This window comes from Staphylococcus sp. GDY8P196P (assembly GCF_017891705.1).
GTDB classification, from domain to species: domain Bacteria; phylum Bacillota; class Bacilli; order Staphylococcales; family Staphylococcaceae; genus Staphylococcus; species Staphylococcus ureilyticus.
This window is the reverse complement of sequence record NZ_JAESJS010000010.1, coordinates 131,036-144,952: the sequence shown is the minus strand read 5'-3', so window position 1 is coordinate 144,952 and position 13,917 is coordinate 131,036. Positions and strand designations below refer to the sequence as shown.

Below are 13,917 nucleotides of genomic sequence, written 5' to 3'. Positions count from 1 at the left end.
GTGATTAACGGATTCTCTTATCCTGAGTGGCGGAGGGACATGGACCCAATGAAGCCCAGCAACCTCTTCTTACAACGAAGAAAGGTGCCAAACCGTTTGCGGACAAATAGCGTCTGAACGATAAGAGCGAATGGACGTATAAGGGCCTTCTCTCTATTCATATAGTGAAGAAGGCTTTTTTTAATGAGCTCAATAAAAGAGAATTTTCGTAATCAAAGACAAAGGAGCAAGTTAATTTATGACTTATAATAGAAGATTATTTACTTCAGAATCGGTTACAGAAGGTCACCCAGATAAAATCGCTGACCAAGTGTCTGATGCAATTTTAGACGAAATATTGAAAGATGATCCTCATGCGCGGGTTGCTTGTGAAACTACCGTGACTACGGGTATGGCATTAATTTCAGGAGAAATTTCTACAGCTACATATGTAGATATCCCTAAAGTTGTAAGAGAAACAATTAAAAACATCGGGTATACACGTGCTAAATATGGTTACGATAGTCAAACGATGGCAATATTAACAGCTATTGACGAGCAATCGCCTGATATTGCACAAGGCGTCGATAATGCATTAGAATATCGTGATAATTTATCAGAAGAAGAAATTGAAGCAACTGGTGCAGGTGACCAAGGTTTGATGTTTGGTTATGCGACAAACGAAACGGATACTTATATGCCGTTACCAATATTTTTATCTCATCAATTAGCTAAACGATTATCAGATGTGCGAAAAGATAGTATTTTAAAATACTTGCGCCCAGATGGAAAAGTTCAAGTAACGGTGGAATATGATGAACAAGATAAACCACATCGTATAGATACAATTGTCGTTTCAGCTCAACATGCGGAAGACATTACTTTAGAACAAATTCAAGCTGACATCAAAGAACATGTCATATACCCAACAGTACCGGAAGGATTAATTGACGATAATACAAGATTTTATATTAATCCAACTGGACGATTTGTAATTGGCGGGCCTCAGGGTGATGTTGGTTTAACGGGTCGTAAAATTATCGTAGATACATACGGTGGTTATGCACGTCATGGAGGAGGTTGCTTTAGCGGTAAAGATCCTACAAAAGTAGATCGTTCAGCTACTTATGCTGCGCGTTATGTAGCCAAAAATATTGTAGCAGCTGATTTAGCGGATAAATGTGAAGTTCAACTCGCATATGCCATTGGAGTGGCTGAACCAGTATCGATTGCAATAGATACTTTTGGAACAGGAAAAGTAAGTGAAACAGAACTAGTAGAAGCAGTTAGAACTCACTTTGATTTAAGACCAGCAGGCATTATTAAAATGTTAGATTTAAAACATCCAATATATAAACAAACGGCAGCGTATGGTCACTTTGGAAGAACAGATATACTGTTACCTTGGGAAAAATTAGATAAAGTAAATTTATTAAAAGATAGCGTAGAAATATAAGCGTGACGTAATTAATTTTTTAAACTTTACTATCGAATGATGAACTCATATCTATTATAATTAAGTTACTGAACACATAAAGGAGCGTTGTTGTTATGAATTCATTTGGCCCGATGGAAATTGGACTAATCGTGGCAATTGTCGTAGCAGTTATTTGTTTGATCTTATTTTTAGTTGCTTTGAAAAGTAAGAAAAAAGCACAGCAGACCATTGAGGAGCAATACAAAACAAGAGAACAAAAACTTAGCGATGAACATGATGAAGAGTTAGAAAAAGAAAGAATTGAAAATAAAAAGCAAGTTACTAAACAAAAAGAGGACTATGAAGCTACAGTAAATGCTAAAGAGCAAGAAATAGATGCATTAAAACTTTTCTCTAAAAATAAAAGTGAGTATGTAACGGATATGAGATTAATTGGTATTCGTGAACGCTTAGTTAATGAAAAACGTATTCGTCCAGAAGATATGCATATCATGGCAAATATTTTCTTGCCGAAAAATAACTTTAGTGATATACGACGTATAAGTCATTTAGTACTCACACGTACTGGACTCTATCTCATAGATTCACAGTTGTTAAAAGGTCATGTATTTAATGGCATTAATGCTAACCAATTCAAAGAACAACCGATGATGGAGCAAGTGTTTGAAACGTTAAACCTTGACAAACAAACGGCACAAACCTTAGTTATGGACCAAAATGATGACAAAGATTCTTTATCATTTGTAAATTATACGAATTATTTAAATGAAATTGAAAAACTAGCTGGTGAATTACAAACAGAATTAAACTTGAAATTCACACCGACATCAATTCTTTATTTTAATCCTAAAGATGAAGGTGCTGTGACAATTTCAAATTATGCACAAAGTACTAATTCTAAAGTGCTAGTTGGACCAGAACAACTTGATGAATACTTTAATAAGTTTGTTTTTCATGGTCGTATCCAGTACAATGTTGAAGATTTACAACGTGTGATGGATGAAATTGAAACATTTAACTAATTAAGTATCAAGAATATAAATCTTGTTATAATAGCTCATAAATGAATTTTTTCAAAAATTTATTTATGGGCTTTTTTACTTGTATTTTATAAGTGTGAACTTACTTTTCTACGAGCAAACTTTAATATAAATTATCTGGTTTGATTTGCCTATCAAAATATATGTATCTAAATTGCTATTTATTAATGTTATTCTAATTCTATATAATACCAATATATGTATAGGTCATTAAACAATAGGATTAAAATAACTTAACAAATGTGTTTTTGGTTTAGGAAAAGAATCGAATTTTTTTATAAGGTTATGACTATAGCTATTTGTTAAAAGTCTATATCTAAGTATATAAGTAATTTATTTAGACAAATTATTTAAAATTTAGGCATTTTAATTTAATTGTTTGATAAATTTGATTATTATTATTATAGATAGTTTAATAGTAAAGGGGAGTTTAAATTTGGAATTTGTAACATTTTATAATGGTAATGAAATGCCAATCATAGGCTTAGGTACTTTCCGAGTTAAAAATAACGATCAATGTAAGGATGCAGTAAAACATGCAATTGAAAATGGGTATAGACATATTGATACTGCAATGATATATGATAATGAGGAAATGGTTGGACAAGGCATTGCAGAAGGATTAGCATCCACAGGATTAGATAGAAGTGATCTTTTTGTTACATCCAAATTATGGCTTGATGATTATGGTCGCAGCAATGTAGCGGAAGCTTATGAAACTAGTTTAAGTAAGCTAGGATTAGACTATTTAGATTTATATTTAATGCATTGGCCAGGCTTAGATGAAGCATTGATGATAGATACTTGGCAAGGTATGGAAGATTTGTATAAAAATGATAAAGTTAAGAATATTGGGGTTAGTAACTTTAATGCAGAACATTTAGAAGCATTACTTGCTCAAGTTTCAATTAAACCTGTAATTAACCAAGTTGAATTTCATCCTTATCTCACACAGTCAGAATTGAGAAGATATCTTGAAGTTCAAAATATACACGTAGAATCCTGGTCACCATTAATGAATGCACAAATTTTGGAAGATGCTACAGTTAAGTCAGTAGCATCAGAAATAAATAAAACACCAGCACAAGTTATAATCAGATGGAATATTGAACATGGAGTTGTAGTGATACCTAAATCTGTCACACCATCTAGAATTGAAGAAAATTTTAATGTATTTGATTTTGAATTAACTAAAGAACACATTGAACGGTTAGACAGTTTAAACGAAGATAAAAGAATTGGTCCTAATCCATCAGAGTATAGTGGACACTAATAGAGTAATTATATTTTGAATAAGACTGTAAATATAGTAGATTATAACTATATTTACGGTCTTTTCTTTTTATGTAAGTTAAATCATAAAATATCCTAATAAACATGAAATGAACGCTACTACATATTGTAAAATTGAATAAATAATAAAATGAAATATCTGTTTGTTTGGTGTTAACATTTGAACTAATTCAGATGATAAAGTTGAAAAAGTAGTTAGTCCACCAAGAATTCCAACAATTAAAAATGTGTTAATCCAAGTAACGTTTAAAGTCAGTCCCATGCATAGACCAATCAAAAAACTACCTAAAATATTTACGACAAGTGTTGCAATCGGGTAAGTACTATTAATTCTATTGTTAAAGAAATTAGTAACAAATGCACGAATAACTGCGCCTATTCCGCCACCTAACATAACTAAAAAAAACTGAGTCATGATAAACGCGCCCCCATTCTAACTCCAATATAACAAACCAATATACCTATGATATAGCTGAGTAAAGCATAGGTTACTAACATTACATATGCTTGTTGTTGTAATAATCCAACAAGTTCGAATTGAAACGTTGAAAAAGTAGTCAGTGCACCAAGTAATCCAGTAGTTATACCTTTTTTGAGTAGTGGATTGTTTCTAAAATACTGTATCGCTAAAGACCCTAATAAGCCCATTAAAAATGCACCTATGATATTCGCAAAAAATGTGCCAGTTGGAAATCCTTCAGTACTATTAAAAACAGATAATAAATAGCGAATGAATGCGCCAATGGCACCGCCAACAAAAATATATAAATATTGCACTATGATATCTTCCTTTCAAAAAAATAAACTACAAAAGTAGTATAACTTTTGTAGTAGGATTTAGAAAATAATACCAAATGTTGAGAGAGAAGCAATAATATGAATTGCTATCACAATTAATATTATATAAGGTAAGATTTTGCTAACTGGACGAATCCAGTCTGAATCTTCATGTAAATTTTTAATAGATTTATCAGAAAAGATAATAGCAAGTATTAAAATAATAGCATTGATAATACTACAAACAAAAATGAGTTTAATCATTGAATTAAAGTGCATATTTAATAGAGGGTTTCTAGTATTAAAATAAAAGCTAATTATAATTAAAATGCATGATAAATAAAAATAAAGTTTTGAACGTGCCATAATAACCTCCTAATGCAATTTATTAAGTTATAATACCATAAATTAACTTAAAGTTAACTAAATTTACAATAAGAAAAGTTTTTAGTTAATAACAATATAGATTACAAAGCTTGTTTTTAGTGATATTAGATCTGTTACTGATACTATTATTTTCAGAAATTAATCATTTATAAGCAGAAAAATAGAATTTATGAAATAAAGGTGGTATAAATAATGTGTATGGTTTAAACCGTTATAAAAATAATTCTTTATAGAATTATTTATTTTAGTCAGGAGGAATTAGTAATGGCAAATTTAAATGTTGAAGTGTTTGCAGATGGTGCAGATATTGAAGAAATGAAAGCAGCTTATAAAAATAAACAAGTAGATGGTTTTACCACAAACCCAAGTTTAATGGCAAAAGCAGGTGTAACAGATTATAAAGCATTTGCCGAAGAAGCTGTGCGCGAAATTCCTGACGCTTCTATTTCATTTGAAGTATTTGCAGATGATTTAGAAACTATGGAAAAAGAAGCGGAAATTTTAAAACAATATGGCGATAATGTTTTTGTTAAGATTCCAATTGTAAACACAAAAGGTGAATCAACTATTTCTCTAATTAAAAAATTATCAGCAAACAATGTTCGTTTAAACATTACTGCTGTTTATACTTTAGATCAAGTTAAAGAAATTACTAATGCTGTAACAGAAGGTGTTCCAACATATGTGTCTGTATTTGCTGGACGCATTGCAGATACAGGAGTAGATCCAATTCCATTGATGAAAGAAGCAGCTGACGTTACACACAGTAAAAAAGGTGTGAAATTATTATGGGCAAGCTGTCGCGAAGTCATCAATGTCATCCAAGCTGATGAAGTTGGCGCGGATATTATTACATGTCCGGCAGATGTAGTTAAAAAAGTGAATAATAATTTAGGACGCGATATAAACGAATTATCTGTTGATACAGTTAAAGGCTTTGCAAAAGATATCCAAAGTTCTGGTCTGTCTATTTTATAGTCGTAAACGCAGTTAGTTCATTTCTGTAGCTACTCCCAAATGATGGAAAAAACACTTTCATTGAATTCATCATAAAATGAATTCTTATGAAAGTGTTTTTATTATCATCTACCTTGCTTATACACACTCAAAGTTAAAGTATAGTTACTGAAATAAAAGTTATTTTATTATTAAGCAATTAACTAAAGTTATAATATTATGAATTAATAATGAATGAAACGAGTAAATAATGAGCGATTATAGAAGCGAAATCATTTACTATTGGGTAAGCGATGGAAAGTTGTATTTCAATACATTATTGGCGTTGATTAAAGTAGGATTGAATAAATTGAATTTATGTGGTTAATTGATTGAAATAAAAAACTATAGAATAGCATGGATAAGCAAAGAAAATATAATTTGATTGCAAAATTTTTTATAATAATATTGAAACCATAAGATAAATAACTTATCCTGTATATTGATAGTATAAGTGTGATACTTTTAAGGAGAAACTTTAATGAAAGCAAATATTTTTAAACAGAAAGTTAAAAAGCATTTATGGTTTTTAAATAAAAAAGAAAAACAACAACTAGATCAAGTGTTATCGAAAGTCTTGGATAAAAACCATGAGGAAGAACTCAATCGACCGATTGCGTTTTCCAATCAATTTTTGAAAAATTATATCTTTGAAGAAAAGGTAGTTTCATCAGCTTATTTCTTCATGTTATTAATTGGTATTTTAATTACATATATTATTTTATTAGGATTATTCTTATTTGCTTTATTGACAAGTTTGTCGTCAGTCCAATTTTTTATTAAACCAGAAGTTGATTTATCTAGTATTATCGTTGTATTGACACTCATAGGTGCGCTACTATTATTGGTGATTAGTCTATACTTAATTAAGGTCGCAACAGGTTATTTTACGAAGAAGCTATTAGAATATAAGCATAATAGAGCGCTATGATGCGTTAAATTAAAAGGTGAGAAAGTGTGATGCTTTCTTGCCATTTTTTATATACAAAAGTGTAGGGTGCATCTACAAAGATGAATGTAGCATTTTCAAAATAAATTGTTGTTTGTTCATTATTTGATTTAATCCCAACAATCGCATTTGCATTGATATAATATTGCAAGGGTGCGCGTCTCGCTTTAAGCGGAAATAAAGTAATATCTGGATTAATAAATATAGGTACCATTTTTCTGATTTTTAAAACTTGTTTAGCTTGTTTTGTTTGATAAGATAGTGATAAACCATAGGTTTCTAGAAGGTAAGTAAGTGTAGGCATGATTGAAGTAGGATAGTGAAATTGATGCGTGGTATATTGCCCGACTGTTATGATTTCATTTCCAACAACGGATTTGAGGTATAATAATTTTGTAAACTTTGTCATTTGCCAACTCCTATTTTTGATTTATTCCGTAATATTTAATGTATTTTATTTGCACCTTTTTCCGATAATTTTTTATTGTAGAAACAGAGCAGTTCAACATTGATGCAATCTCAAATTGTTTATAGCCTAGCAATTTTAAGTTAAGCCAATTTTTTTCATTAGTAGTTAATAGTTGCAAAAACTGTTGGTATATAATTTGATGACTCATTTGATCAAACAGGATATTTTCTCGTTCTTTTAAATCTGGAGAATTTATTGTAATTTCTAATTGTTTCTGACTGCGAAACAAATCAATCAAATAGCAATTCAAACGAAAATATAAAAATTGTTGTAATGAGACAGAATGATGGGGAGAATACTTCTGTGTTAGTTCCCACATTTTGATAGTGAGTAATTGAGTATATTCTTCTCGATTATACTTAATATGGTATTTTTTTAATAACACAAAAATAATAAATTTGAATTGAAAATATGTTTGTTCGAAAGACATGCTGTAACTCCATTGTTATATATATAACTTTTATTTCCGGATGCAATCATTTTATTTTAAAATTTAGTAATTTTCATTTGCTAAATAATGATAATAGGTGTTAAATAGAGTTAATAAGATAGATAAAATTTAAGTTTTATAACATCAACGCGTATTCAACTTAAAGATATAACACTTTAGAGTTTTAGTATTATCTTCGGACAACAAATCAGGAGGTTTATATGGATTACGCACATTTAAATTTAGAACATTTTTTTGCGAGACATGATGATTTAGATATGATTAAAGATAAATCAGACTTTGTTATGATAAATAATCTAACAAAAGAAATGATGTACCGCGATGGTGAAATTGAAGGAACAATTGATTTAAATCGTTATTATTATAAAAACAGATCCCAAGCAGTAAGCTTTGTTATGATGGAATATAATAAAAGTCAAGAGTAATGAAATTAAAATTTCATTACTTTTTTTATGAATATGTAACAACAAACATATTAAATTGTACGTTCAACTATTTAGTGTTAGAATTTAAATTTAGATAGTCTCTTAAAGTATATTTTTATAAAGAGAGGACTTAATATTCTTATTATTACCTATGAGGTGTGGACATGACGAAGCATAAGAAAGGCTCAATACTATCAATTATTGGCTTATTGGTAGTGTTAGTGATAGCTGTTGTCGTTGTTTTTTCAATGATTTCAGATCAAATCTTTTTTAAAAAGGTTAACCAACAAGAAAAAGTAGAACAGCTCAATATTACTTTAGATAAAGCATCAAAAAAACAAATCGATAATTATACTAGCCAACAAATTTCAAATAAAAATAATGATTCATGGAGAGATGCGTCTTCAACTGAGATTAAAGCAGCAATGGATAGTAATAAATTTATTGAAAGTGAAACTCAAAAATATCAATTTTTAGAATTAGATAAATATCAAGGAATTGATGAAAATAGAATAAAAAGAATGTTAATCGATAATCCAGTACTATTAGAACATTCAGACGATTTCATAAAAGCAGCAAAAGAAAAACATGTAAATGAAGTATACTTAATATCACATGCATTGCTTGAAACAGGATCAGCTAAAAGTGAATTATCGAGTGGTGTTGAAATTGATGGCAAGAAATATTATAACTTTTTTGGGGTCGGTGCACTTGATGAAGATCCAGTGAAAACTGGTGCTGAATATGCTAAAAAACACGGTTGGGATACACCAGAAAAAGCAATTACTGGTGGTGCTAATTTTATACATGAACACTTTTTATCAAATAAAGATCAAAACACATTGTATAGCATGCGCTGGAATCCTAAAAACCCTGGTGAACATCAATATGCTACAGATATTAAATGGGCTGAAAGTAACGCAAGCCTAATGTCAAATTTTTATAAAGATATGAAAACAGAAGGCAAATATTATAAATATTTTGTATATAAAGATGATAATAAACATAAAAAAGAATAATCTATGATTTTAAATATAATTAATTATAACAAATGAAAATGATTGAGTTTGTTATACGAACTAAAGAAGGACTAATCCGTAGGAAAAATGGATTAGTCCTTTTTGAATACATAAATGATTGATTTTTGATATTTACATTAGTTAGTAATTTATATTTTATAGACATAGGTAATCGAATTCCGTAAACTGTGAATTAATTATCAAGATGAACGAGAGATGTTAACGTAGTAAATATTATTTAGCTTTATTTTTCTGTCCAAATAATATAAAAAGCATAATCGTTGATATTATCACTTTTATAATGAATTTCATTAAATCACTTCCTTACTATGTAGCTATAGTAACACTAATCGATTAATATCACATAACATTAAATATAGAATTGCACTTGAAATTTAATTTTCATCTTCGAAATAATTGTGTTTTTCTAAAAATCTTTTGGCTACAATTGCTGGTTCTTTACCTTCACCATCTGCTTCATAGTTTAACTTTTGCATTTGTTCAGTACTAATTTTATCATCTAATTTATTAATAGATTTTTTAATTTGTGGATGCTTTTGTAATAATTCATTTGGAGCGACCGCGCTAGCATCATATGGCGGGAAAAAATTTTTATCATCCTTAAGTACAACTAAATCATACGCTGCAATTCTTCCATCTGTTGTATAACCAAGTGCAACATCGAGTTTATTATTTTTTAACGCGTCGTAAACTAGTCCAATTTGCATAGGTTTTAAATCATTGAAACCAAAACCATAATGTGCACGGAATGGTGCATAACCATCGCCACCTCTCTTGATCCATGTCGTATCTGTACCAACTCTTACTTTATCTTTTACTTTTTTTAAATCTGAAACGGTATGTAAATCATATTTTTTTGCGGTTTCTTTAGTAACCATAAAAGCAAACGTATTTTCAAATCCATAAGAGTCGAAAAACGTTTGATCAAATTTTTGATTGAATAATTTTTGAGTTACTGACATTGCTTTTTGAGTATTTGTAATAGGTTGTTGTTCTAAAGCCCCAACCAAATCAGTACCAGTGTAGCGTGTACTTGATATGTCGGCATCTCCGCGAAGTAATGCATTATGCTGTATTGTAGCTGAACCTAAGTTGTTAATAATCGATCCAGTAATCTTTCCTTTTGTATCATGTTCTATTAAATCTTTAAGCATATAAGCCATGATTTGAGATTCACTCGTAGCTAAAGCAGAAATTTTAACTGAGTTTTTAGATTGACCGCCGCCTAAACCAGGTAAGTCACAACTTGCTAATAAAATTGAACTAACAATCAATAAATAAATTATTCTTTTAAAAAATTTCATGTTTTAACTCCTTATATGTTTTAGAAATCTTTTTTGATACAACATTTTTATATTAACATATATATTAATTTTGTATAATGGTGGCATAGTCCATTAATATGTAATATCAATTAAATACTTGATATACTAAGTATAAATTAAATAAAGTAAGGATGAGTGAAATGCGTATAGCTATCATTGGTATGGGTACCGCAGGTGTTAGTTTGTTAAAAGAATTAGTTAAATATAATGAATTCGAACAAATGGAAGTAGACGTTTATGATAACCCTAAAAACATGGGTCAAGGTGTACCTTTTCAAAATGACAGCGACCAATTATTAATCAATTTACCTGCAAAACAAATGTCTTTAAATTTGAATAATGAGCGAGAATTTTACGAATGGTATCAACATCAATCTATATTTAAATTTTCTAATCCAGAGTATCTACCCAGATTTATTTTTGGACACTATATGAAAGATTATTTGGAAACTTATCATAATCAATATAGTAATATTCATATGATTAAAGAAGCAGTATTAGAAGTGTATATAAAATCTAATATTGGTGATACGCAGGTTGAATATGTTGTCTGCACATCTGAAAATTTAGAGAAACGCCGACGTTATGATATTGTATTTTTAACAATTGGCACGATGTCCTATCATGACCCATATCAATTAAAAGGAACACCAGGTTACATAAAAACACCTTATCCAACTTATGACACATTAAATGAAGTTGATAGTACTGATAGAATCGCCATTATTGGCACTGGACTAGCAAGTTTAGATGTCATTCGATTTGTAACGGCACATCATCCTAATTTACCTATTACAGTGACGAGTCGTAAAGGTCATTTACCCAGTGTTAGGGGAAATATGCCAGAAATTCAATTTAAATATCTTACTCCAGAAAAATTTAATGAAATCAAAAAAGAATATTTTGGAAACGTACCTTTGGACGAGGCATTGGCATTATTTAAAAAGGACTGTGAATATTATGATATTCCAATAGAAGCATTAGTACACAGAAGGCAAGGCGACCCGATTTTGGATTTAACCTATGATTTACAACATGCCGAAGCGCTAGGGAAATTTCAAAGTATCTTAGAATTAACAAAAGAAAATTTAAATTGGATTTGGAACAGTTTCAGTAGAGAGGATCAGAAGATATTCTTAGAAAAATACCAATCTATATTAAAAGAAAATTCGAACCCAATGCCTCCTCGTACCGCAAAATTAATTATCGATCATATCGAAAAAGGGCAAATTGAAATCAAAAAAGGGTTGGAAGACGTTAAATATGACGGGCATCAATTTTGTTTTAAATATGAGGATGATTTTAAAGCAATTGATAAATTTGATATTGTCATTAATGCTACTGGTTCAAAATCACATTTATCAGAATTAGACCAAGATGATCAATTGATTCTCAATCTGGAAAATAGGCAAGTAGTCCAAGCACACCCACTAGGTGGTATTCAAATCATTCCAGAAACAAATCAAATTATAAGTCCACGTTATGGTACCTTAAAAAACATGTTTGCTTTAGGTCAAGTTACAAATGGAATTAATCAATCACGTAACGGCGTTATGATGATAGTAAAACAAGCTGTAAGTGTGGTAGAGAATTTGTTGAATGCTAAGCATGATTGATTTTGTAGTGTAGTATACAAACGAATGTTTATCCAATTTAGATGAATCAGTTAAATATGAATTATGTTTCCGAATGAATTTAAATCCGGTTTCATTTTGAGGAAAGCGAAAGAGTAATTTTTGCTAGATGTTCGTTCGTTTTTGGTTTGAATTATAAAAATATTAAATAAGTAAAGCGTTTAATCATTTATGAAAATATTTTAAGATGTAAATTTTTGATGAATGGATTTGTAAACCAACTTATAAGCATTGTAAAGTCAATAATATAAGCAAGTTGTTACTGATATAAAGCCGACTTAGATAATATGAATTGTTTTTTGTCGAAATATATAGTACGATAACGATGTAGCTTTCAAAAGTTACTTTGACTCAATCATCAATTACAATTTCATAAATATTCTTTCGGGGCAGGGTGAAATTCCCAACCGGCAGTAAATTAAGCCTGCGACCTGCATTTGTTTTGGCAAATGTGGCTGATCTAGTGAAATTCTAGAGCCGACAGTAAAGTCTGGATGGGAGAAAGAATGAAGTATAACAAAAAGGCACTTATACAAGTGTTTATTTAACGTACATTTTTCTAAAAATTGGAGAAGTGTATCCAAATTTAAGTAAATTATGTTATATCTAAATACATCCCACACCTGAAATGAGTTTCAGGTGTTTTTTTATTATTAAGAGGTGATTATATGAGTCAATATTTAAATTATGCAATTCAGTTGGCGCAGATGGTAGATGGCCAAACTGGTGTAAATCCTCCTGTGGGTGCAGTTGTGGTAAATCAAGGTAGAATCGTCGGTATTGGTGCACATTTACGAAAAGGTGACAAACATGCCGAAGTACAAGCTTTAGATATGGCAAAAGCAGCAGCAAATGGAGCGACAATTTATATATCTTTAGAACCTTGTTCACATTATGGTTCAACGCCACCATGCGTAAACAAAATTATTGAATTTGGTATTTCAAAAGTTGTTTATGCTGTTAAAGACACAACCTTATCGTCTAAAGGTGATGAAATTTTACAAAATGCTGGAGTGAAAGTCGAGTTTCATCATAAGCCAGATGCTGAAGCATTATACAAAGACTTTTTTATTACTAAGCGACAAGGCGTTCCTGAAGTTACTGTAAAAGTATCTTGCAGTTTAGATGGTAAACAAGCTACTGATAGTGGTGAAAGTAAATGGATTACCAACAAAACTGTTAAACAAGATGTATTTATGCTCAGACATAAACATGATGCAGTAATCACCGGGACTGGTACGTTAAACGCAGATAATCCACAATATACTACTAGGATTGAACAAGGTAAACAACCTATACGTGTGATACTTTCAAAATCTGGACAAGTCGATTTTACTTTAGACATTTTTCAACAACCGACGACGCCAATATGGATTTTCACAGAAAATAAAAATTTAAAAAATCAAAATAAAAATATAGAAATAATGTATTGTTCAAATTGTACGATTGAAAATATTTTAAAGCAGTTATATCAAAACGGGATTGGACGTGTTTTGGTTGAAGCAGGTCCCACGATTACTTCAGAATTTCTCCAATCTAACTTTACAAATGAACTCATCTTATATTACGCCCCGAAAATAATAGGTGGTTCTGGTGACAATCAATTTTTCAAAACAGAAAATGTCTTTAATTTATCAGACGTTCCTCAATTTGAAATTGTAAATTCCAAAATGCTTGAGCAAAATATTAAATTAGAATTGCGAAAGAAGTGAAT

At 30.2% G+C, this 13,917-nt stretch carries 15 protein-coding genes and 2 riboswitches; of the genes, 9 read left to right on the top strand and 6 right to left on the bottom strand.

Going from position 1 to position 13,917, the window contains the following annotated elements; genetic code table 11:
• Positions 1 to 14: 14 nt before the first annotated feature.
• Positions 15 to 127: riboswitch (SAM riboswitch) on the top strand.
• Between the two features lie 111 nt (positions 128 to 238).
• The 3 genes from metK to KA814_RS07530 all read left to right on the top strand — a co-directional run bounded on the left by metK (position 239) and on the right by KA814_RS07530 (position 3,730).
• On the top strand, positions 239 to 1,435 hold the full coding sequence (gene metK / locus KA814_RS07540) for a methionine adenosyltransferase (RefSeq protein WP_064208803.1): 1,197 nt from the start codon (positions 239 to 241) through the stop codon (positions 1,433 to 1,435).
• 95 nt (positions 1,436 to 1,530) lie between these two features.
• On the top strand, positions 1,531 to 2,439 hold the full coding sequence (locus tag KA814_RS07535; protein WP_046207605.1) for a nuclease-related domain-containing protein: 909 nt from the start codon (positions 1,531 to 1,533) through the stop codon (positions 2,437 to 2,439).
• Positions 2,440 to 2,893: 454 nt separating this feature from the next.
• Positions 2,894 to 3,730, top strand: a complete 837-nt coding sequence (locus tag KA814_RS07530) for an aldo/keto reductase (protein ID WP_064208804.1) — start codon at positions 2,894 to 2,896, stop codon at positions 3,728 to 3,730.
• 78 nt (positions 3,731 to 3,808) lie between these two features.
• Here the strand turns inward: KA814_RS07530 and KA814_RS07525 are convergent, their stop codons facing one another.
• Genes KA814_RS07525 through KA814_RS07515 form a run of 3 tightly spaced genes read right to left on the bottom strand, consistent with a single transcriptional unit; the run spans position 3,809 to position 4,893 of the window.
• Positions 3,809 to 4,165 (bottom strand): fluoride efflux transporter FluC, encoded by a 357-nt coding sequence (locus KA814_RS07525; RefSeq protein WP_046207603.1) that lies wholly within the window; start codon positions 4,163 to 4,165, stop codon positions 3,809 to 3,811.
• Positions 4,162 to 4,527 (bottom strand): fluoride efflux transporter CrcB, encoded by a 366-nt coding sequence (crcB, locus tag KA814_RS07520; protein ID WP_046207602.1) that lies wholly within the window; start codon positions 4,525 to 4,527, stop codon positions 4,162 to 4,164. The genes KA814_RS07525 and crcB overlap by 4 nt, the downstream gene beginning before the upstream one ends.
• A 60-nt stretch (positions 4,528 to 4,587) precedes the next feature.
• Complete coding sequence (locus KA814_RS07515) at positions 4,588 to 4,893, bottom strand: hypothetical protein (RefSeq protein ID WP_064208805.1); 306 nt, start codon at positions 4,891 to 4,893, stop codon at positions 4,588 to 4,590.
• A gap of 285 nt (positions 4,894 to 5,178) precedes the next feature.
• Here KA814_RS07515 and KA814_RS07510 point away from each other — a divergent pair, with 285 nt between their 5' ends.
• Both KA814_RS07510 and KA814_RS07505 read left to right on the top strand, forming a co-directional pair.
• Positions 5,179 to 5,892, top strand: coding sequence for a transaldolase (locus KA814_RS07510; protein WP_046207600.1), 714 nt, complete (start codon positions 5,179 to 5,181; stop codon positions 5,890 to 5,892).
• Positions 5,893 to 6,391: 499 nt separating this feature from the next.
• The gene (locus KA814_RS07505; RefSeq protein WP_046207599.1) at positions 6,392 to 6,841 is read left to right on the top strand and encodes a hypothetical protein; all 450 of its coding nucleotides are present in this window, start codon (positions 6,392 to 6,394) and stop codon (positions 6,839 to 6,841) included.
• A 4-nt stretch (positions 6,842 to 6,845) separates the two neighbouring features.
• Here KA814_RS07505 and KA814_RS07500 read toward each other — a convergent pair whose 3' ends face one another.
• Both KA814_RS07500 and KA814_RS07495 read right to left on the bottom strand, forming a co-directional pair.
• Complete coding sequence (locus tag KA814_RS07500; protein WP_064208806.1) at positions 6,846 to 7,268, bottom strand: competence protein ComK; 423 nt, start codon at positions 7,266 to 7,268, stop codon at positions 6,846 to 6,848.
• 10 nt (positions 7,269 to 7,278) lie between these two features.
• A complete protein-coding gene (locus tag KA814_RS07495) occupies positions 7,279 to 7,758 on the bottom strand; it encodes a sigma-70 RNA polymerase sigma factor region 4 domain-containing protein (protein ID WP_064208807.1) in 480 nt (159 codons plus the stop codon).
• 221 nt (positions 7,759 to 7,979) lie between these two features.
• Here KA814_RS07495 and KA814_RS07490 point away from each other — a divergent pair, with 221 nt between their 5' ends.
• On the top strand, positions 7,980 to 8,204 hold the full coding sequence (locus tag KA814_RS07490) for a hypothetical protein (protein WP_019468074.1): 225 nt from the start codon (positions 7,980 to 7,982) through the stop codon (positions 8,202 to 8,204).
• Positions 8,205 to 8,368: 164 nt separating this feature from the next.
• Positions 8,369 to 9,223, top strand: coding sequence for a peptidoglycan release complex glucosaminidase SagB (sagB, locus tag KA814_RS07485; RefSeq protein ID WP_046207596.1), 855 nt, complete (start codon positions 8,369 to 8,371; stop codon positions 9,221 to 9,223).
• A gap of 395 nt (positions 9,224 to 9,618) precedes the next feature.
• On the opposite strand, the gene KA814_RS07480 is transcribed toward sagB, so the two are convergent.
• Entirely contained in the window at positions 9,619 to 10,548 is a 930-nt protein-coding gene (locus KA814_RS07480) for an osmoprotectant ABC transporter substrate-binding protein (protein ID WP_046208326.1), read from the bottom strand.
• Positions 10,549 to 10,709: 161 nt separating this feature from the next.
• Between KA814_RS07480 and KA814_RS07475 the strand changes: the two genes are divergently transcribed.
• Together KA814_RS07475 and ribD are read left to right on the top strand one after the other, a co-directional pair.
• Positions 10,710 to 12,185, top strand: coding sequence for an FAD/NAD(P)-binding protein (locus KA814_RS07475; protein WP_064208808.1), 1,476 nt, complete (start codon positions 10,710 to 10,712; stop codon positions 12,183 to 12,185).
• A 394-nt stretch (positions 12,186 to 12,579) separates the two neighbouring features.
• A riboswitch (FMN riboswitch) is annotated at positions 12,580 to 12,713 on the top strand.
• Positions 12,714 to 12,871: 158 nt separating this feature from the next.
• Positions 12,872 to 13,915: a bifunctional diaminohydroxyphosphoribosylaminopyrimidine deaminase/5-amino-6-(5-phosphoribosylamino)uracil reductase RibD gene (gene ribD / locus KA814_RS07470; RefSeq protein WP_046208328.1), complete on the top strand. Its 1,044-nt coding sequence runs from the start codon at positions 12,872 to 12,874 to the stop codon at positions 13,913 to 13,915.
• Positions 13,916 to 13,917: the final 2 nt, after the last annotated feature.